This window comes from Cupriavidus sp. BIS7, from assembly GCF_000292345.1.
Taxonomy (GTDB): Bacteria; Pseudomonadota; Gammaproteobacteria; order Burkholderiales; family Burkholderiaceae; genus Cupriavidus.
This window is the reverse complement of sequence record NZ_ALOU01000021.1, coordinates 83,558-102,930: the sequence shown is the minus strand read 5'-3', so window position 1 is coordinate 102,930 and position 19,373 is coordinate 83,558. Positions and strand designations below refer to the sequence as shown.

The 19,373-nt window shown below is 62.2% G+C and carries 13 protein-coding genes and 1 pseudogene; 9 read left to right on the top strand and 5 right to left on the bottom strand.

All coding sequences use genetic code 11. The annotated features are described in order from the left end of the window. Positions 1-743: 743 nt before the first annotated feature. Positions 744-1,958, top strand: coding sequence for a hypothetical protein (locus B552_RS29160; protein WP_019448691.1), 1,215 nt, complete (start codon positions 744-746; stop codon positions 1,956-1,958). Here the strand turns inward: B552_RS29160 and B552_RS29155 are convergent. After that, positions 1,844-2,245 (bottom strand): annotated as a pseudogene (locus B552_RS29155) (hypothetical protein); the annotation flags it as partial. The gene B552_RS29160 and the pseudogene B552_RS29155 sit on opposite strands and share 115 nt — an antisense overlap. A gap of 1,255 nt (positions 2,246-3,500) precedes the next feature. Here B552_RS29155 and B552_RS0109060 point away from each other — a divergent pair. Genes B552_RS0109060 through B552_RS0109045 form a run of 4 tightly spaced genes read left to right on the top strand, consistent with a single transcriptional unit; the run spans position 3,501 to position 7,526 of the window. Further along, the gene (locus B552_RS0109060) at positions 3,501-4,646 is read left to right on the top strand and encodes a DUF2827 domain-containing protein (RefSeq protein WP_019448690.1); all 1,146 of its coding nucleotides are present in this window, start codon (positions 3,501-3,503) and stop codon (positions 4,644-4,646) included. Continuing rightward, positions 4,643-5,806: a DUF2827 domain-containing protein gene (locus tag B552_RS0109055; protein ID WP_026035476.1), complete on the top strand. Its 1,164-nt coding sequence runs from the start codon at positions 4,643-4,645 to the stop codon at positions 5,804-5,806. The genes B552_RS0109060 and B552_RS0109055 overlap by 4 nt, the downstream gene beginning before the upstream one ends. After that, positions 5,803-6,402 carry a hypothetical protein gene (locus B552_RS0109050; RefSeq protein WP_019448688.1) on the top strand — a complete coding sequence of 200 codons (600 nt, stop codon included), beginning with the start codon at positions 5,803-5,805 and terminating at the stop codon, positions 6,400-6,402. Before B552_RS0109055 ends, B552_RS0109050 begins: the two co-directional genes overlap by 4 nt. After that, positions 6,399-7,526, top strand: a complete 1,128-nt coding sequence (locus B552_RS0109045) for a DUF2827 domain-containing protein (RefSeq protein WP_019448687.1) — start codon at positions 6,399-6,401, stop codon at positions 7,524-7,526. Before B552_RS0109050 ends, B552_RS0109045 begins: the two co-directional genes overlap by 4 nt. A gap of 91 nt (positions 7,527-7,617) precedes the next feature. Here B552_RS0109045 and B552_RS0109040 read toward each other — a convergent pair whose 3' ends face one another. The 4 genes from B552_RS0109040 to B552_RS0109025 all read right to left on the bottom strand — a co-directional run bounded on the left by B552_RS0109040 (position 7,618) and on the right by B552_RS0109025 (position 12,423). Beyond that, complete coding sequence (locus tag B552_RS0109040) at positions 7,618-8,460, bottom strand: TauD/TfdA family dioxygenase (RefSeq protein ID WP_026035475.1); 843 nt, start codon at positions 8,458-8,460, stop codon at positions 7,618-7,620. 36 nt (positions 8,461-8,496) lie between these two features. Then, positions 8,497-9,489, bottom strand: a complete 993-nt coding sequence (locus tag B552_RS0109035) for a tripartite tricarboxylate transporter substrate binding protein (RefSeq protein WP_026035474.1) — start codon at positions 9,487-9,489, stop codon at positions 8,497-8,499. A gap of 131 nt (positions 9,490-9,620) precedes the next feature. After that, positions 9,621-10,946: an MFS transporter gene (locus tag B552_RS0109030; protein WP_019448684.1), complete on the bottom strand. Its 1,326-nt coding sequence runs from the start codon at positions 10,944-10,946 to the stop codon at positions 9,621-9,623. Between the two features lie 760 nt (positions 10,947-11,706). After that, entirely contained in the window at positions 11,707-12,423 is a 717-nt protein-coding gene (locus tag B552_RS0109025; RefSeq protein ID WP_019448683.1) for a TetR/AcrR family transcriptional regulator, read from the bottom strand. Positions 12,424-12,658: 235 nt separating this feature from the next. Here B552_RS0109025 and B552_RS0109020 point away from each other — a divergent pair, with 235 nt between their 5' ends. The 4 genes from B552_RS0109020 to B552_RS0109005 all read left to right on the top strand — a co-directional run bounded on the left by B552_RS0109020 (position 12,659) and on the right by B552_RS0109005 (position 19,162). Next, the gene (locus B552_RS0109020) at positions 12,659-14,365 is read left to right on the top strand and encodes an AMP-binding protein (RefSeq protein WP_026035473.1); all 1,707 of its coding nucleotides are present in this window, start codon (positions 12,659-12,661) and stop codon (positions 14,363-14,365) included. Positions 14,366-14,397: 32 nt separating this feature from the next. Continuing rightward, positions 14,398-16,005 (top strand): carboxyl transferase domain-containing protein, encoded by a 1,608-nt coding sequence (locus tag B552_RS0109015; protein ID WP_019448681.1) that lies wholly within the window; start codon positions 14,398-14,400, stop codon positions 16,003-16,005. A 13-nt stretch (positions 16,006-16,018) separates the two neighbouring features. Then, on the top strand, positions 16,019-18,058 hold the full coding sequence (locus B552_RS0109010; RefSeq protein WP_019448680.1) for an acetyl/propionyl/methylcrotonyl-CoA carboxylase subunit alpha: 2,040 nt from the start codon (positions 16,019-16,021) through the stop codon (positions 18,056-18,058). 171 nt (positions 18,059-18,229) lie between these two features. Continuing rightward, positions 18,230-19,162 (top strand): hydroxymethylglutaryl-CoA lyase, encoded by a 933-nt coding sequence (locus B552_RS0109005; RefSeq protein ID WP_019448679.1) that lies wholly within the window; start codon positions 18,230-18,232, stop codon positions 19,160-19,162. The last annotated feature ends 211 nt before the right edge of the window (positions 19,163-19,373 follow it).

Sequence of the window (19,373 nt, the reverse complement as noted above, 5' to 3'; positions counted from 1 at the left end):
CGGTTGCTGTCGTGTCAGCGCCGTTTGCCACCCCGCAGGTAGCTGGCAGTACGGCCTGCGTTGTGGTGTTGTTATACGCCCTTCCCTGCGTTCCCAAGGTAGCGCCACCTGGATTTGCCCCACCCGTGATCGTGCCCGCAATGGACGCACCACGACTCGCCGCGGTTATGGATTGAGCGGACAGGGGTGCAACTGACGTAGACAGCGCGGAAATATTCTGATTGCTTGTGCTGATCCCGGCGACGGTACTGTTTATCGAACTCAAGCCAGTGGAAAGAGAACTGATTCCTGTTGACGTCGAGGCCGACAGAGTGCCCAGAGCGTTGTTGGTCGCGTTCAGACTTGTCGACAGTGTGCTGAAGCCCGTTGAAAGTGAGCCCAAGGTCGTCGAGGTCGACGTAGAGAGACTGCCGACCGCACTGCTCGTTGTACTGAGGCCGGTCGAAAGCGAGCTAATGCCCGCGGAGGACGACGTTGACAGCGAGGTCAATTGACCGACGTTCACGGCATCAGTTGGTCGTACACCTGCGGCCACATTGGCCAGAATGACAGGTGCAGTCGCGCCAACGCCGCCTAGCGTAATGCTTGTGTGGCTCGGGCTGTCGTATTGAACCGAATTAGCCACTCCGCTCGACAGCGACAAGATGTTGCTATTGGTCGTGCTCAACCCCGTGGACAGTGACGAGACATTGCTGTTCGTGGTGCTCAGCCCTGTCGATAGCGAACTCACTCCGCTTTGAGCCGTGCTGATTCCGGTCGACGTCGAAGTCGACAGGCTGGTCACGTTGCTGTTGGTCGTACTCAGGCCCGTCGATAACGAAGTTACTCCGCTCTGCGCCGTGCTGATGCCTGTCGATGTCGAGGTCGACAAGCTGGTCACGTTGCTATTTGTCGTACTCAGCCCAGTTGATAGCGAGTTGACCCCGCTCTGGGCCGTACTGATACCGGTTGACGTTGACGTCGATAGTGATCCGACGTTGCTGTTGGTTGTGCTTAACCCCGTGGACAGCGACGTGACGTTGCTGTTGGTCGTGCTCAGTCCCGTCGATAGCGACGTCACTCCGCTCTGCGCCGTGCTGATACCCGTCGATGTCGAAGTCGACAGGCTGGTCACGTTGCTGTTGGTCGTGCTCAACCCGGTGGACAGCGATGTCACTCCGCTCTGCGCCGTGCTGATACCCGTCGATGTCGAAGTCGACAGGCTGGTCACGTTGCTGTTGGTCGTGCTTAGGCCCGTCGATAACGAAGTCACTCCGCTCTGCGCTGTGCTGATGCCAGTGGACGCCGAGGTCGACAGGCTGGTCACGTTGCTGTTGGTCGTACTCAGTCCCGTCGATAGCGAAGTCACTCCGCTCTGCGTCGTGCTGATGCCAGTGGACGTCGAGGTCGACAGGCTGGTCACGTTGCTGTTGGTCGTGCTTAGACCCGTCGATAACGAAGTCACTCCGCTCTGTGCCGTGCTGATGCCTGTGGATGTCGACGTCGACAGGCTGGTCACGTTGCTGTTGGTCGTGTCCAAGCCCGTCGACAAGGACGCCACGTTGCTGTTAGTCGTGCTCAGGCCCGTCGACAGAGATCCGATTCCGGTAGAGGCCGATGTCGACAAGCTGGTCACGTTGCTGTTGGTCGTGTCCAAGCCCGTCGACAAGGACGCCACGTTGCTGTTAGTCGTGCTCAGGCCCGTCGACAGAGACCCGATTCCGGTAGAGGCCGACGTCGACAGGCTGGTCACGTTGCTGTTGGTCGTATCCAAGCTTGTCGACAACGACGCCACATTGCTTGTAGTCGTGCTCAGGCTCGTCGAGAAAGACCCGATTCCGGTGGAGGCCGACGTCGACAGAGAAGTAAGCTGCGAAAAATTTACCGCGTCGGTCGGATTTGTTCCCGGAGCCAGATTCGTGATCTTGTTGTTATTTAGCGATGTCACGCCATTAAGCGAGATCCCGGCTGGGCCATAAAGCGTGATCGTACCCGCGGGGTTGTTGGCCGTCTGGCCGACCCATATGTACGCCAATGTGCCAGCGACCCCACCCCTGCCAGTAGGAGACTCGGCAAAGATCAGCCCAGTGGCGGTTCCGCAATTGCTCTCGGCGGTGTTGGCGACGAAATTGTTGTGCCAGTTTCGGTCCCCGTTAATGCCCGTCGCGTTGGCGGTGGCGCTGCCTCCGGCGTTGTTTGGATCGCCCGAACAATTGAATATCGAACCGGCCCATGCCTGATTGGCAAATGATCCGACGACGAACATGGCCCACCCGATGCAGGCAAGAGGCTTCTTCCGATGTCGTTCCGCACTCGTTGCGCCATGACTTGCCCGTGATTGTTTTCCCCGCGCATGTGTCAATTCCGAAACCGCTACCCACGCACCCAAAGCCTCATTCCAGATCGATCGGTATGCCCTGTTCATTTGGCTCCACCCTCGCCCTGGACCACGCAGCGTTGCCATCGCGAACCTCCTCAGTCCCCGATCCGCTCTTGCAAGGCGGCGTGGCGACGGAGGAACGTGGCATGAAGCTGTCATGGCCGAATGACGGGACACAAGCGGTCCCTTACCCCCGGGTGTTGTCGATTGCCATCGCCAAAGCGATTTGCGTGCTGTAGCGCTCTACCCGCTGGGACGCTGGGGCCATCCGAACGTCGATCCCGCAAGCATGCAGGAACCTCGGAGTTGCCCTGGGAAGCAGGCGAGCCGTCGAACTGCCCAAGTTCCTGTGCCCGGATGATGAGCCGGAATGGGAGTCGGCCTGATGGTCTTGCGCACGACTGGGCGGCAGGTGGAACCGCAGGGATTCCAGTGTTGCCCCCAGTGAATGCCGACGGCAATCTTGGCCAGAAATGCCAAGACCTGGTGTTTGATATGGTGAACCGGAAATGCCGCACGGTAGCGCCAGCCACCGAAGCGGACGCAACCCGGATTCTCGGGTACCACGCCAGAAAGGAAGTCAGTTGGACGGAGTGGTTCGATCGGCCCGGACTGACCGTGAGCCAGCCTCCCCAGGAAAGGCGGCAGGCCGCTGCATATCGGGCGAAGCGCGCCCCCCGGCCGTTTGCTATACGGTCGGGAATGGGCCACCGACTGCGCGATGATGTGCAGGGAATCTTCCATATGGCCCTAGGCCTGTCGGACGCACTTCGAAGTCTAGAACGCTTACCGAGAAATGCTAAGCCAGCGTATCGCCGCTCCGGCGTTGCCACGCCAGGGCCCGGATACCGTCCGGAGAAATCGTAGTTTGGACGGAGAAGACACTCGGTCGTGCTGGTAGCGAACCGAAGCACGCTTCGGCAACGGCACCACGAACGCTGAGACGGATACGCCCGAACGTTTTGCGCACAATACATAACATTTGACTGCGGAGTACCGCCCTCTGGGCGACGTGTCGGACGGACATCTCGCCGGTGGGTTGCCGTGATATTCTCAAAACGCCACGTATTGTTGAAACGCAAGACCCGGAGGGCGGAAGAAGAAAGCCCAAGGTTCGATTCGGTATCGGGAGACCTGATCGATGCGTGTCGGAATCTCTGTTCTCTCACATGAAAGCCAGAGCATTTGGCAGAACGGACTGGGCCAGAACGTCGTGTTCCTGGCCCAGGCGTTTCAACACTTGTCACTGGTGGATTCTGTCGTGCTGATCGACGTTGGCAGTGAGCAAAAGCTGCCGCCAGAGGTCGATGCCATCGCCCCGGGACTGCGGCTTGTCACGAAGCAGGAAGCGACCGATGACGTAGATGTCATTATCGAGATGGCTGGCGCGCTCGATTGCCAGTGGCTGGACCTGATGCGTGCACGAGGCCGCAAGGTGGTCTATTTCTGCTGCGGGCAACCCTATGTCGGACTGATTGAACCTGCGGTTTTCGAGCGTCCCGTGTATGCGTCTCGCCCAGACCGCTGCGATGAAGTCTGGCTAATGCCCAAAGACAGGCTGTACGTGCCATTCCTGCGCACGCTCCATCGCTGCCCGGTACACATCGTGCCGTTCATCTGGCATGCGGCCTTTGTCGAAGCCCGCATCGCCGAAGTCAGGGCGCACGCATTGGATTTCCGTTTCGCAACAGCAAGCGCCGCACGTGAAGCAGTTGGCGGCGGATTGCGCGTGGCGATTTTCGAGCCGAATATTTCAGTCGTCAAAGCCGCGAGCATTCCAATGCTGGTCTGCGATGAGGCTTACCGAGCAGACCGCGGCACTGTTTCGGCCATGCATGTGCTGAACACGCTCCACATGAAGGATCACCTGACGATGTTGCACCTGGCCAACTCCCTGGATCTGGTGCGCGAACATCGCGCCACATTCCATGGCCGACATGACACGGTTGGCTTCATGGCCCAGCATGCGGACGCCGTGGTGGCTCACCAGTGGGGAAACGATCAGAACTACAGCTACCTCGATGTACTGTACGGAGACTATCCGCTCATTCACAACTCGCCCTGGCTGGCCGACGCAGGCTACTACTACCCGGGATTCGATGCAGCCGAGGGCGGGCGCCTGTTGCTCCAAGCGGCGCGCCATCATCATGAGCAACTGGACGCGTATCGCGAGCGCTCCCGCGCCGTGTTTGAAGCAGTGAATCCGTTTCGGCAAGCGAACCTGGATGTGTTCGAGACGCGACTGCGTGCACTGACAGATGGCACAAGCTTCGGGAGTTCAACTTGAATAGCGCGCGTGGTCCTGCCGGTGGCGCTCGCCGACTCAAGGTCGGCGTGTCAATTTACGTCCGCAAAGGCCAGCAGTCGCTCTGGGAGAATGGAATTTTCCAGAACTGCATATTCCTTACGATGCTGCTTCAGCGGGTACCGACCGTCAGCGACGTGTACCTGGTGGTGGGCGGCGGCGATGGCGATGTCACTGATGCGGCGCGGTTCATCGATGAGTCGCCCGTACCGTTGATCGACATGGAACAAGCCGGCCAATGCCTTGACCTGATGATCGAGATGAGCGCGCAACTCGATCGCGGATGGGCAGTCAGGTTCTGCGAGCGCGGAGGCAAGATCGTCTCGATGCGGGTAGGCAACGACTACGTTATCGACGTCGAGCGAATGATCTTCAACAAGCCCCATGCCCTGCTCATCACCGGATCGCCTTACCACGAGATCTGGACGCTTCCCGAGTACGAGAACACTTGCGTACCGTACTTCCGTAGCGCCATGCGAGCGCCCGTGCGCATCGTGCCGCACCTGTGGAGTCCGTGGGTACTGGAGCGCGCGTCCAGGAATCTTCCGCAGGGAAAATCGTTCGGCTACCAGCCGGGGCGTCGCCACTGGAGAGCCGGGATCTTTGAACCCAACATCTGCATGGTGAAAACGAGCCATATGCCGATGCTGTGCTGCGAGGCCGCGCACCGGGTGAATCCATCTCTTCTGGAACACGTCTGGGTGTGCAATACCCTCCAGCTAAAGGAGCATGCAGGGTTCAGCAGCTTTGCGCAAAGCCTCGATATCGTTCGCCATGGACTGGCCTCCTTCGAAGGGAGGTTCCCTGCCTATCAGTTGATGGCGGAACACGTCGATGCCGTGGTAACCCATCACTGGGAGAACGCCCAGAACTATATCTACTATGAAGCGCTCCATGGCGGGTATCCGCTTGTCCATAACTCGCACCTGATTGGCGAGTGCGGCTACCGCTACCATGACTTCGATTGCGAAGAGGGGGGCGCTGCGCTGGTGCGCGCGTTTGCCGAGCATGATACGAACCTCGGCAGCTACCGGCAAACGGCACAGGCGTTCTTGCGCACACTTGATCCTGCCGATGAGCGAAACGTCCAGGCGTATCGCGAGGCCATTGATGCCCTGTTCACGGGAGTCACGTCAACATGACCCAGTACTCTGCATTGCGCGGGCGCCTCATCTTGCTGGCGACAATTCTCATCGCAAGTGGCGGCGCGGCGACCACCGTGCGCGCGCAGGGCGTGCTCGCGCAACCTGGCGCGGCGGCCTCACCCCGCAACCCCCTTGCCATCGCAGCTGCCAACGTCGGAGTACATCAATGTCTGGCAATGATTTCAGCGCTCGCTGGTATCGGGGTTCGCGATGCCAGCAACAGCGACGTATTGCTTGACTGGGACCGCCGCAGGCCGGACAAGGCGCCGGTTTTCTCCCTGCTTGGCCTCGAGCATGCGAACGGCAACGCGGCAATGTCGGTGGCGGCAACCCCGGAGGCCGATGGTTCCTGCTCCGTTGCGGCCGAGCACATCGCGTTTGACCATCGCATATGCAAGCAGATCGCGCAAAAGGACCTGCAGGGTTATCAGATGACCCAGCTTCTACCGCACATGGCTGTCTACACCAGAGCGCAGGAACCGGGGTCCTCGATCTCGCTGATTGACGCTCCACCAGGCTGCCTGACGATTCGCCGGTTCGTGAAATTCTCGGTGCCGGCAACCGGGGCCGCCGTCGGCGGAGCAGCCCCATGAGAGGCTTGCGTATCGGCATCACCATCGGCCTGCATCAAGCCGACGAATCGATCTGGAATAACGGCATCAAACAGAATGCCGTCTTCCTTGCGGAGACGCTTCGCCATTGCGCCGGGGTTGCGCAGACGGTGCTTGTCAACACGACGGAGACCCCCGTCACCAGGGATTTGCCGTGGGACCTCGGCCGCTGGCCAACCTTCTCGTTCGAGGATGCCAAGGATCAGATTGATCTCGTAATCGAGCTTGGCGGCCAGCTCGATGCCGCCCGCACCGACTACCTGAAGCGCCGCGGTGCACGGATCGTGTCATATTGCTGCGGCTTCGAATACATCCACGCAGTGGAAGCGATGCTTTCCGGCAAGCAACTCTGGGGTGCAAATCTTTTCGTCAACCAGCGCTATGACGATATCTGGGTCATTCCCCAGGTGGCCAGCAATAGCCAGCCGTTCTTCGAAGTGCTGCGCCGGCATTCTGCTCGTGTGGCACCGTTCGTCTGGAGCCCAGTCTTTCTCGAGGCGCGCGCGCGGGAGTTGCCGGACGGTGGCGTTTGTCACCCGCTTGACCGGCCGCGCAGGCTTTCCGTGATGGAGCCGAACATCAATATCGTGAAGTTCTGCCTGTATCCGGTCCTGATTGCGGAACTCGCTTACCGTGAACGCCCCGGAGACATCGAACTGCTTCAGGTCACAAACGCGTTACCCCTGGCACAGAACAATCTCGACTTCATCGCCCTGATGAATCAACTCGACATTGTGCGCACACACAAGGCGGTCTTTCTCGGGCGCTACGATACACCGGCGTTTCTTGCGACGAACACCGATATCGTAATTTCGCACCAGTTCGAGAACCCGTTGAATTATTTTTACCTCGAGGTTTGCTGGCAGGGCTATCCGCTGGTACATAACGCGACCTTGTGTGCCGACCTTGGCTATTACTACCGCGGCAATGACGTGCATGAAGGCGCCCGCAGGGTGCTCGAATCGATCGACAATCATGGCGCCGATCCAGTCGCCTACCGTGATCGGCAGCGCTACATGATTGAACGCTACTTGCCGAACAATCCCGGCGTGGTCGCCAGCTATACGGCACTCATCGATGATCTCCTGCGCCGGCCGATTCGCTAGTGATTTGCTTACGAACGGCAGGTGAATCGCCGCGGATTTCGTGGAGGCGGCGGTGGATTCGTGCAGCTACGGTGAACGTGCTGAATGGCAATCAAAACGGCTTGTCGCCGATGATGGCGGCGCGCTCCATCTTTCGCGGCTCGGGCCAGTAGTCCATGACGGCATAGTGCTGGGTCGCGCGGTTGTCCCAGACGGCGACGCTGTTCGGTCGCCAGCGGAATCGCACCTGGAACTCGGGAATCGAAGCCTGGGCCTGCAGATAGCTCAGCAACTGCGCTGCACCAGGCGTCTTGTCCAGGCCGAAGCGCACGTTATCGACTGTGTGGAAGTTCGAAAAGTGCGTGGTGTGGCTGCCTACGTAGAGGATCTTCTCCCCTGTCTCGGGGTGCGTGCGAACAACCGGATGTTCCACTTCCGGATTTTCCGCGGCCAGTTTGGCGCGCTTCTCCGGCGGCATTGCCGCACCGAAGGAATGCTCGATATTGCTCTTCGCCTTCAGCCCGGCGATCTTCTGCTTGATCTCGCCGGGCAAGCGCTCATAGGCTTCGACCATATTGACCCAAATGGTGTCTCCCCCGTCATCCGGGCACTCGATGCAGCGCAGCACGGCGCCCATCGTCGGGTTCGGGCGCCATTGCCCATCGGTGTGGTAGTTGTTCTCGTGAGGGTTCTTTTCCTCTGACCGGTAGATGCGGACCAGGCCGGGATGTTCCGGATCGCTTCCGGCGACCGGATGGTCCTCGAGTTCACCGAACCTCCTGGCGAACGCCACATGCTCTGCACGGGTAATCTGCTGGTCCCTGAAGAAGATGACCCGGTGCTGCAGCAGCAGCGCCTTGATCTCCGCAAACAAGGATGGATCCCGCGATGCATCGCCCAGATCTACCCCCGATACTTCAGCGCCAATGCAGCGGGTCAGCTTTTCAACCTTGATCATTTGAACCTTTCCGGATCTGGACTGATTGAGGAATCAATCGTCAATCTTGATGCTCGCGTCGGCGGCAATCTTTGCCCACACCTTCATGTCCCTGTCGACGATGCTGGTGAACTGGGCCGGAGTCGTCACCGGGGGCGGTGCGAAGTTCATGGTGTTCATCATCGCGGCCATGCCCGGATCGGTTTGCACCTTGTTGATCTCGTCGTTCAACCGCTTCACGATCGCAGGGTCCGTCCCCGCCGGCGCAAAGACCCCGAACCACCCCACCGCATCGAACTTGTAACCCTGCTCACCCATCGTCTTGACGGCGGGAAACTGCGGGGCATGCGCGTTGCCGGCAATGGCGATAGCACGGACCTTCCCTGAACGCAGGAACGGCACTGGCGCGGCGGGGTCGGCAAAGGCGATCTTCAGGACCCCGGAAGAAAGCTCGGTGAGAAGCTGAGTTGCAGTTCGATATGCAACGTGATCAGTCTTCATGCCGGTCTGCATCTTGAGCCATTCCATCATCAGATTCCCGGCGGAACCGACGGTCTGCGAACCATAGCTGTATTGACCGGGATGCGACTTCACGAACTGGACAAGCTCCGGCAGGTTTTGAACCGGCAGGTCGGGGCTTACCAGCAGGAATATGCCGCCCACCGCAGTCTGCGCAACGGGCATCAGGCTCTTTCTCGGATCCGGGACAGACTTGAGGACAGCCGGGGACACCACGATGTTCGACGCGGTGGTGTAGAGGAGCGTGTAGCCGTCTGCAGGTGCCTTGGCAACGGCGTTCGTACCGATAACGCCGCTGCCGCCAGGCCGATTGTCAACCAGCACTGGCTGCTTGAGCGATTCGGACAGGCGCTTGGCCATGATGCGGGCCAGGGCATCGGTTCCCGAGCCGGCTGACGAAGCCACGATAAGTTGAATCGGGTGCGTGGGCCAATTTTCCTGAGCCTGCGCCCGGCCTGGACTGTACGAGACAACCAGCGCCGTGGCGCACAAGACGGTTGCAACTAGCGTTCGCATGTGTAATGCCATTGTCTTCCTCCTTCCTTGTGACGATTGTCCGCCGCGCTTCCTGCGCTGCATCAACGCCGGAGCATTGGTGACGACCGATCTCCGGCGATTGGATCGCGAACTCACACTGGTCAGGCTGCCCACGGCATCCATCAAGTCGCCGGGGAGTGGCGAAGCAAGGGGTCTGAGCCCCTGCTTTCCGCGACAAAACACCACCTGCCAACAGCGAATACGGTAAAGGGCAGAACTGCCGCCAGCGGAAGCCAGCGCATGGCGACCTCAAGACCAACCGCGTCCGCCACCATGCCGGTGACAATGGGGCCTGCGGCGAGGCCCAGGATGTTGTTGAACAACGTCAGCGTGGCAAACACCGAGCCATGAATCGCTGGCGGTGTGGACCCGGCAAGGATCGCGCTACAGGTGCTCCAGGAGCTGGCGAGGAAGAACACCCCGGGAACCAGGAGCACCAGTTGCAAATTGCCATGCGGCATGCGTAACGCAATTGCGAGCAGCGTGCCTAGCGCCAGGCAATAGCCAATGGCCATGTTCCACCGCTTGAGCAGGGAATCCCCGCTGACGCGATCGGTCGCCACACCGCACACGAGTTGGCCCACGGCGCTGGCCAGGACAAGTCCCGCCGCAACAACGGCAGCCTCGCTGACGGGCATGCCCCAGTAGCGATTCAGGTAGCTGGGCAACCATACAAAAAGAGTGCCCTGAATGAAGACCTGCAGGGCGCAGCCGAGATACGCACAAAAGACGGAACGGCTGGGAAACACGCCAGAGAACAGAGCACCCGGTGACAGTTTCACATGCCCATGCCCCGTGGTTCCCTTTACATCGTCCGGTTGCGCCGCCGCAAGCCTCTTTTCCGTGACCACGCCGCAATAGATGATCACGAGTACAAAACCAATGACTGCCATGATTCCCATCGACCAGCGCCATCCAAAGTGCGTCGCGATCAGGCCGGAAAGCGAAACCCCAAGCACCGAGCCAAATGCGCCTGCCGACGTAAAGCCGCCGGAAACGCTAGACCGCATGTGCTTTGGGAAGATGCTCAGGAGCATGGCGAACCCGACGCTGCCGTAGGCAGCCTCGCCAATACCAACGAAGAAGCGTGCGACGACCATCTCGTGGTAGCTGCTGGCGATGGCGCAACCGAGCGTGGCGACGCTCCACACTGCGACCATCAGTGCGATGCTTTTCACACGTCCCCAGCGGTCCGCGATGATCGAGAATGGGAGGGTCAGCACCCCGACCGTCAACGGCACTATGCTGCTGATCGAGCCGAGCTGTGTATCGGAAACCTGCCACTGCACTTTCAGAAGCGGAAACAATGCATTGATTGCCTGCCGCGACATGTAGTCAGACAACATCAGGCAAAACATCAGGGCAAATACTACCCAGGCGTAGATCCTCGCATCAGTGCGGGCCTTCGCTCGCGCAACCGGTATCGCATTGCTCGTATCAAGATTCACTTCTGTCTCCTACGTTGATTCTCGAAACTCGTGACCAAGAGTGCCGCCCCGCCTTTGGACATCAATGTCATCTCAAGCATCTCGATACTTGCGTGGTGACGTTGACGTGAACGCGAATGGCCCCTTGATCACTGTCGTGCGTGAAGCCATGGCCGTGGATGTCACGTTCGACAAGGGAGGGATCCCTTGGCAGGGATCTCGTGCGCCAGATCATCCGACCTGTCGATGCTTGCTGCTTATCCGCACACGTCTCGAACTTGGCTTTTTACGACAGCGATCCGCGACTTAGGGTAAGCACTGGACCGCTTGTGGCCGCGGAGTCAATCCGTTCTACTGCGCCGTAAAACCGGCATCCACCAGGATGCTGGTGAGCGGCAGCAGGCCCGCGGCAGGCGCGAACTGACGTCGCAGCCAAAGTCGGCTTGGAGGGGCGGAGGGGCGGAGGGGCGGAGGGGCGGAGGGGCGGAAGCGTGGACCACGATCTCGAGCATGGTTCGCTTGAGAGCCTCAAAATGGCCGTCGCACTTTTAGGTAGCAGGTGTGATCTGATGCCCCTGGGAACGGGGACACGCGTTCTGCGGAGCGGCCGATTCTGGCGACGGCGAAAGTCCGCTTTGGCTTGTGGATTCAACCGGTCAACGCAGCAGCTTGATGGAATCGTTCAGCCGGTGTATCCAAGTTCAGCGTCTTGCGGAGGCGTTTATTGAGTCGCCTGGCTATTGCAGTGAGCCTGGCTTGCGGACAGGGAGATCGGTTCCTTTTAGGAGGAACTGTCTGATTCGCCAGCCGCCTGCGCCCGCGCCAGCGCTGCGCTGACATCGCCATAGAACTGCTTCAGCGCGGCGGCCTGCAGGTCCTGCGGCTGCAGAGCAGGCCACAGCAGCGAGATCATGTCCTGCGTGGTGCGATCGATATCGACCGGGCGACCGCTTACGATCGCATCCCAGAGAATGTGCTCCATCGGCCCCAGAATGGCCGAGCGCATCAGCCGCAGCGACATATCGGCCCGAATCTCGCCGCGCGCCTGCGCGGTGGCCAGCAGCTCCATGAGCGGCGCGGTATAGCGGCGTTGCAGCGGCACGAACACTTCTTCGAGCCCCTGCCCCTTGGCGCGCCCCTCCGACAGGACCAGCGCGCAGAGACCCGTTCCGTGGATCAGGAACAGGCGCAGGTGCGTGCCGATGAAGAACTCGAGCTTGGCCCTGGCGCTGCCCTCCTGCGGCATGCCGCCTTCCATCGCGGCAATGATCTCGTCATACCAGTCCTGGATAACGCGAACACAGAGATCCCGCTTGCTGTGGAAGTACGTGAAGATCGTGCCTTCGGATATGCCCAGCCGCTGCGCGATCTCGGTGGTGGTCGCCCGCTCGTAGCCGAGTTCGGCAAAGACCTCGCGGCCCGCCCGCAGGATGTCGCGAATGCGCTGTTCGGCCTTGGCCCCTGCCGGGATGCGACGCTGATTCACGGTCTGCTGCATTTGCGTTCCCTGAACTGTGGTGGCCGGGAATTATAGAGGGCGCGCCCGCCGCCGCGTCGCCCTTCCGCCCCTGGCCGCCAAAAAGTTGACCTATACTCAAATTTTAATTGCTCTTTGCACAGGCAGCGTATACATTTTCCGCATCGTATCCCTAGAAAAAAGCTCAACAGACCCGGATACCGTGCATTGAGTATCACTCAACTCACAATACATCCGGCCGCGACAGGAGACAAGTATGGCGATGCAACCCGGTACCTTGCTGCCCAGCGGGGGACTTTCCTACGTAAAAGGTGACGTTTCACCCCCACTCAGCGAGCAGACCGTGCCGGAACTGCTGGCCAGCACCGTGGGGCGCTTCGGCAACCGGCCGGCGGTGGTGTTCCGGGAGCAGAACGTCCGCTGGACCTGGAACGAGTTCAGCGCGGCGGTGGACCGGATGGCCGCGGGTCTGCATGCGCTGGGCTTGCGCAAGGGTGACCGCGTCGGCATCTGGTCGCCAAATCGCGTGGAATGGCTGCTGACGCAGTTCGCCACGGCCCGGGTTGGCCTGGTCATGGTCAACATCAATCCGGCCTACCGGCTCGCCGAACTCGAATACGCGCTGAACAAGGTCGGATGCAAGGCGATCATCGCGCCGGAAGTGTTCAAGACCTCGCGCTACCTGGAGATGCTCCAGACACTGGCCCCGGAACTGGCCCAGGCCGAACCCGGCGCGCTGAATGCGGCCCGGCTGCCAATGCTGCGCTGGGTGATCCGCATGGAAGACTTGCCGACGCCCGGCATGCTGACCTTCAACGGGCTGCTCGAACGCGGCGCGGACGTGCCAAAGCAGGTGCTGGACGACATCACCGCAGGGCTGGGCGCGCGCGACCCGATCAATATCCAGTTCACGAGCGGCACCACCGGCGCGCCGAAGGGCGCCACGCTCACGCACCGCAACATCGTCAATAACGGCCGCTACATCGCGGGCGCCATGCGCTTTTCCGAACAGGACAAGCTCTGCATCCCGGTGCCGTTCTACCACTGCTTCGGCATGGTGCTTGGCGTACTGGCGTGCGTGTCCACCGGCGCCTGCATGGTGTTCCCGGGCGAGGCATTCCAGCCCGGCGCCACCATGGCCGCCGTCAGCGAGGAGCGCTGCACCGCGTTGCATGGCGTGCCGACGATGTTCATCGCCCAGCTCGACGACCCCGACTTCGCCAAGTACGATTTCTCCAGCCTGCGCACCGGCATCATGGCTGGCGCGCCGTGTCCGGTGGAAGTGATGAAGCGCGTGGTGTCGGACATGCATATGGCTGAAGTCACGATCGCATACGGCATGACCGAAACCAGCCCGGTGTCGTTCCAGAGCGCCACCGACGATCCGATCGACAAGCGCGTGTCGACGGTCGGCCGCGTGCAGCCGCACCTCGAATGCAAGGTGGTGGACGTGGACGGTCAGATCCTGCCTGTCGGCGCAACCGGGGAACTCTGCACGCGCGGCTACTCCGTGATGCTTGGCTACTGGGACGACGAAGCCAGAACGCAGGAATCGATCCGCGATGGCTGGATGCACACTGGCGACCTGGCCACGATCGACGAACAGGGCTACTGCAACATCGTCGGCCGCGTGAAGGACATGCTGATTCGTGGCGGCGAGAACGTCTATCCGCGCGAGATCGAGGAATTCCTGTTCCGGCACCCGAAGGTCCAGTCGGTCCAGGTCTTCGGCGTACCGGACCAGAAGTACGGCGAGGAGGTCTGCGCATGGATCGTGCTGAAGCCGGGCCAGAGCGCCACCGAGGAAGAAATTCGCGATTACTGCCGCGACCAGATTGCCCACTACAAGATCCCCCGTTACATTCGCTTTGTCGACGAGATGCCCATGACGATCACCGGCAAGGTGCAGAAGTTCGTCATGCGGGACCAGATGACGCAGGAACTCGGACTCAGCCCCAGGTGAAGCCCCAAGCCACAAGTCACAAGCCATAAGCCATGCCGACCATAGAAACCAAACTCAACGCCCGTTCCGAAACGTTCAAGGCCAATGCCGAGGCGATGCAGGCGCTCGTGGCCGATCTCAAGGAAAAGATTGCGAAGCTGGCCGAAGGCGGTGGCGACGCCGCGCGCGACAAGCACCTGGCGCGCGGGAAGCTGCTGCCGCGTGACCGCGTCCAGCAGTTGCTGGACCCAGGCACGCCGTTCCTGGAGCTGTCGCAACTGGCCGCGTACGACATGTACGACGATGCTGCGCCCGGCGCGGGCATCATCACCGGCATCGGCCGCGTGGCCGGGCAGGAATGCGTGATCGTCTGCAATGACGCCACGGTCAAGGGCGGCACGTACTACCCGATGACGGTCAAGAAGCACGTGCGCGCACAGGAGATCGCCGAGCAGAACAACCTGCCGTGCATCTACCTGGTCGATTCGGGCGGCGCCAACCTGCCGAACCAGGACGATGTATTCCCCGACCGCGACCACTTCGGCCGCATCTTCTTCAACCAGGCCAACCTGTCGGCGCAAGGCATTCCGCAGATCGCCGTGGTGATGGGTTCGTGCACGGCCGGCGGCGCGTATGTGCCGGCGATGAGCGACGAGTCGATCATCGTGAAGAACCAGGGCACGATCTTCCTGGGCGGCCCGCCGCTGGTGAAGGCGGCCACCGGCGAGGAAGTCACCGCCGAGGACCTGGGCGGCGCCGACGTGCATACGCGCCTGTCGGGCGTGGCGGACTACTTCGCGCAGAACGATCATCACGCGCTGTCGCTCGCACGCAATATCGTGCAGCACCTGAACCGCCGCAAGCCGGACCAGATCCGCCTGCACGAACCGGTTGAGCCGCTGTACCCGACCGAGGAACTCTATGGCGTGATCCCGACCGACACGCGCAAGCCGTACGACGTGCGCGAGGTCATCGCGCGCATCGTGGACGGCTCCGAGTTCGACGAGTTCAAGGCACGCTACGGCACCACGCTGGTGTGCGGCTTTGCGCGGATCTGGGGCTACCCGGTGGGCATCATCGCCAACAACGGCATCCTGTTCTCGGAATCGGCACTCAAGGGCGCGCACTTCATCGAACTGTGCTGCCAGCGCAAGATTCCGCTGGTGTTCCTGCAGAACATCACGGGCTTCATGGTCGGCCGCAAGTACGAGAACGAGGGCATCGCGCGCAACGGCGCCAAGATGGTGACGGCGGTGGCCACGGCACAGGTGCCGAAGTTCACGGTGATCATCGGCGGCTCGTTTGGTGCGGGCAACTACGGCATGTGCGGACGCGCTTACTCGCCGCGCTTCCTGTGGATGTGGCCGAATGCGCGGATCTCGGTGATGGGCGGAGAGCAGGCCGCCAGCGTGCTGGCCACGGTGCGGCGCGACGGCATCGAGGCAAAGGGCGGCCAGTGGAGCCGCGAGGACGAGGAAGCGTTCAAGGCGCCGATCCGAGACCAGTACGAACAGCAGGGCCACCCGTATTACGCCAGCGCACGGCTCTGGGACGACGGCGTGATCGACCCCGCGCAGACGCGCACGGTGCTCGGCCTGGGCCTGTCGGCCAGCCTCAATGCGCCAATCGGCGACATGAAGTTCGGCGTGTTCCGCATGTAAGGGGAAGAAAATAATGTTCAACAAGATCCTGATTGCGAACCGTGGCGAGATCGCCTGCCGCGTGGCCGCCACCTGCCGCCGCCTGGGCATCCGTACCGTGGCGGTCTACTCCGATGCGGACGCCGATGCGCGCCACGTCGCGTTCTGCGATGAAGCCATTCATATCGGCGGCGCCGCGGCGCGGGACAGCTACCTGCGCGCGGACCACATCATCGAGATGGCCAAGGAAACCGGCGCCCAGGCGATCCACCCCGGCTACGGCTTCCTGTCCGAGAACGAGGACTTCGCGCGCGCCTGCGCCGATGCGGGACTCGTCTTTATCGGCCCGCCGGCCTCGGCCATCCACGCGATGGGCAGCAAGAGCGCAGCCAAGCAGTTGATGGAAAAGGCCGCCGTGCCGCTGGTGCCCGGCTACCACGGCGAGGACCAGGACCCGGCGCTGCTGCGGCGCGAGGCCGACCGCATCGGCTACCCGGTGCTGCTCAAGGCCAGCGCGGGCGGTGGCGGCAAGGGCATGCGCGTGGTGGAGTCCGGCGACGGCTTCGAAGCCGCGCTGGCGTCGGTCAAGCGCGAGGCATCGGCCAGCTTTGGCGATGACAAGGTGCTGGTCGAGAAATACCTGACCCGCCCGCGCCATATCGAGATCCAGGTCTTTGCCGATACGCATGGCAACTGCGTGTACCTGTTCGAGCGCGACTGCTCGGTGCAGCGCCGTCACCAGAAGGTGCTGGAGGAAGCGCCGGCGCCGGGCATGACCGAGGAGCGCCGCCGCGCGATGGGCGAAGCGGCCGTGGCCGCCGCGCGCGCGGTGGGCTACGAGGGCGCTGGCACAGTGGAGTTCATCGCCAACCAGGACGGTTCGTTCTACTTCATGGAGATGAACACGCGCCTGCAGGTGGAACACCCGGTCACCGAGATGATCACCGGGCAGGACCTGGTTGAGTGGCAACTGCGCGTGGCCGCCGGCGAGCCGCTGCCGCTGGCGCAGGACCAGTTGCGCATTCACGGCCACGCGCTGGAAGCGCGTATCTACGCCGAGAACCCGGACAAGCAGTTCCTGCCGTCCACGGGCACGCTGCGCTTCCTGCGCACGCCGCCCGCCGTGCAGTTCATACGCGGCGGCGACGCCAATGCGCCCGCTGGCGTACGCATCGACGCGGGCGTGCGCGAAGGCGACACGATCAGCCCGTACTACGACCCGATGATCGCCAAGCTGATCGTCTGGGGCCGTGACCGCGAGGAAGCACTCGCGCGCATGGGCCAGGCGCTGGCTGGCTATCACGTGGTGGGGCTATCCACCAACGTTGCGTTCCTGCAGCGGCTGGTGAAGTCGCAGGCGTTCCGTACGGCCGATCTCGACACGGGCCTGATCGAACGCAACCAGGCAACGCTGTTCCCGCCGCAGAAGACTGTGCCCATGGAAGCGATCTCGCTGGCCGTGGCGGCACTGCTTGAACGCGAGGCACGCACGCGGCGCATCGACGAAGCCGATCGCCATTCGCCGTGGACCCATGCGGGCGGCTGGCGCCTGAACGGGCGTGACGTGCGCACGCTGCACTTCCACGGCGGCGACCACAAGCTCGAAGCGGTGCTCAAGGGCGACGCCCGCGACACGCGCCGCAACACGCTGATCTACGCCGACCAGGCCGCGCCGTTCGCCTACACGTTCAGCGCCGACGATATCCGCGTGGATCTCGGCACGCGCCGCACGCACGGACAGGTGCATGTGGAAGGCGACACGTTCCACGTGTTCCACGATGGCCGCCATACGGTGCTGGAGTGGCTCGATCCGCTGTCGCACGCGGGCGAGACGGAAGGCGAAGGCGGCAAGCTGACCGCACCGATGCCGGGCAAGGTGATCGCAGTGATGGTGGAAGCCGGCAGCAAGGTCACGCGCGGCACGCCGCTGCTGGTGATGGAAGCAATGAAGATGGAACACACGATCGCCGCACCGGCCGATGGTGTGGTGAGCGAAGTGCTCTACGGCGTGGGCGAGCAGGTGACCGAAGGCGCGCAACTGCTGGCAATCGCCTCGGAAGCGGCGGCGGCCTGACAGGCTTGCTCCCCTCTCCCGCGCGCGGGAGAGGGGCCGGGGGAGAGGGCCGGCGGCTCAAGATGTGTGTGACCGCGATTTGAACCGCAATACCCTCTCCCCCACCCCTCTCCCACTTGTGGGAGAGGGGAGCCCATAGCCACCGCCAGAAGCCCAGCACAGGAGACCCAAATGACAATCCCCCAATACGTAAAGATCGTCGAGGTCGGTCCGCGCGACGGTTTGCAGAACGAGAAGGCGACCGTGCCCACCGACGTCAAGGTCGCGCTGATCAACAAGCTGTCGGACGCCGGCTTCGTCAACATCGAGGCCGCGTCGTTCGTGTCGCCCAAGTGGGTGCCGCAGATGGCCGATGGCGCCGATGTGATGGCGCGCATTGCGCGGCGTCCTGGCACGTTGTATTCGGTGCTGACGCCGAACATGAAGGGCTTCGAGGCGGCCGTGGCCTCCGGCGCCGACGAGGTCGTGATCTTCGGCGCGGCCAGCGAGGCGTTCTCGCAGAAGAACATCAACTGCTCGATCGCCGAGTCGATCGCGCGCTTCGAACCCGTGGCCGCTGCCGCCAAGGAAGCCGGCGTGCGGCTGCGCGGCAGCATCTCGTGCTCGCTCGGCTGCCCGTATCAGGGCGAGGTGCCGGTCCATTCCGTGGTGGATGTGGTGCGCCGCATGCGCGAGCTTGGCTGCGACGAGATCGACATTGCCGACACGATCGGCGTGGGCACGCCCACCCGGGTGCAGGAAGTGATGCGCGCCGTCGCCGCCGAGTTTCCGATCGACCGGCTGTCTGGCCATTTCCATGACACCTATGGCCAGGCGCTGTCGAACATCCTGGCCAGCCTTGATGTCGGCATCGGCATCTTCCACGCATCGGTGGCGGGCCTGGGCGGCTGCCCGTATGCGAAGGGTGCCACCGGCAACGTGGCCACCGAGGACGTGCTGTACATGTTGCACGGCATGGGCCTGCACACCGGCATCGAACTCGACGATGTGGTGCGCGCCGGCGACTATATCTCGCAGGCAATCGGCCGCCCGAACAACTCGCGCGTTGGCCGGGCGCTGCTCACGAAGTGGGCCAGCCAGGCGGGCGAGGCGACCTGCGCGTAGCCTGAAAGGCCGCCCTTGCCCTTGGGGCGGCCGTGATCGCGCCTGATACCGGGCCGGGCATGCCGGCGCGCCGCCTGGCGGCCGGTTATCTTCCATTCCTGGCCCGGATACCACAGCAACGACACCAAAACCGGCTGGGGCCGATGCGCCACCCGCAGGCCGGGTACACTCCTGCCTGGAGGATTTTTGCATCCTCCCTGTCGGCGCCAGG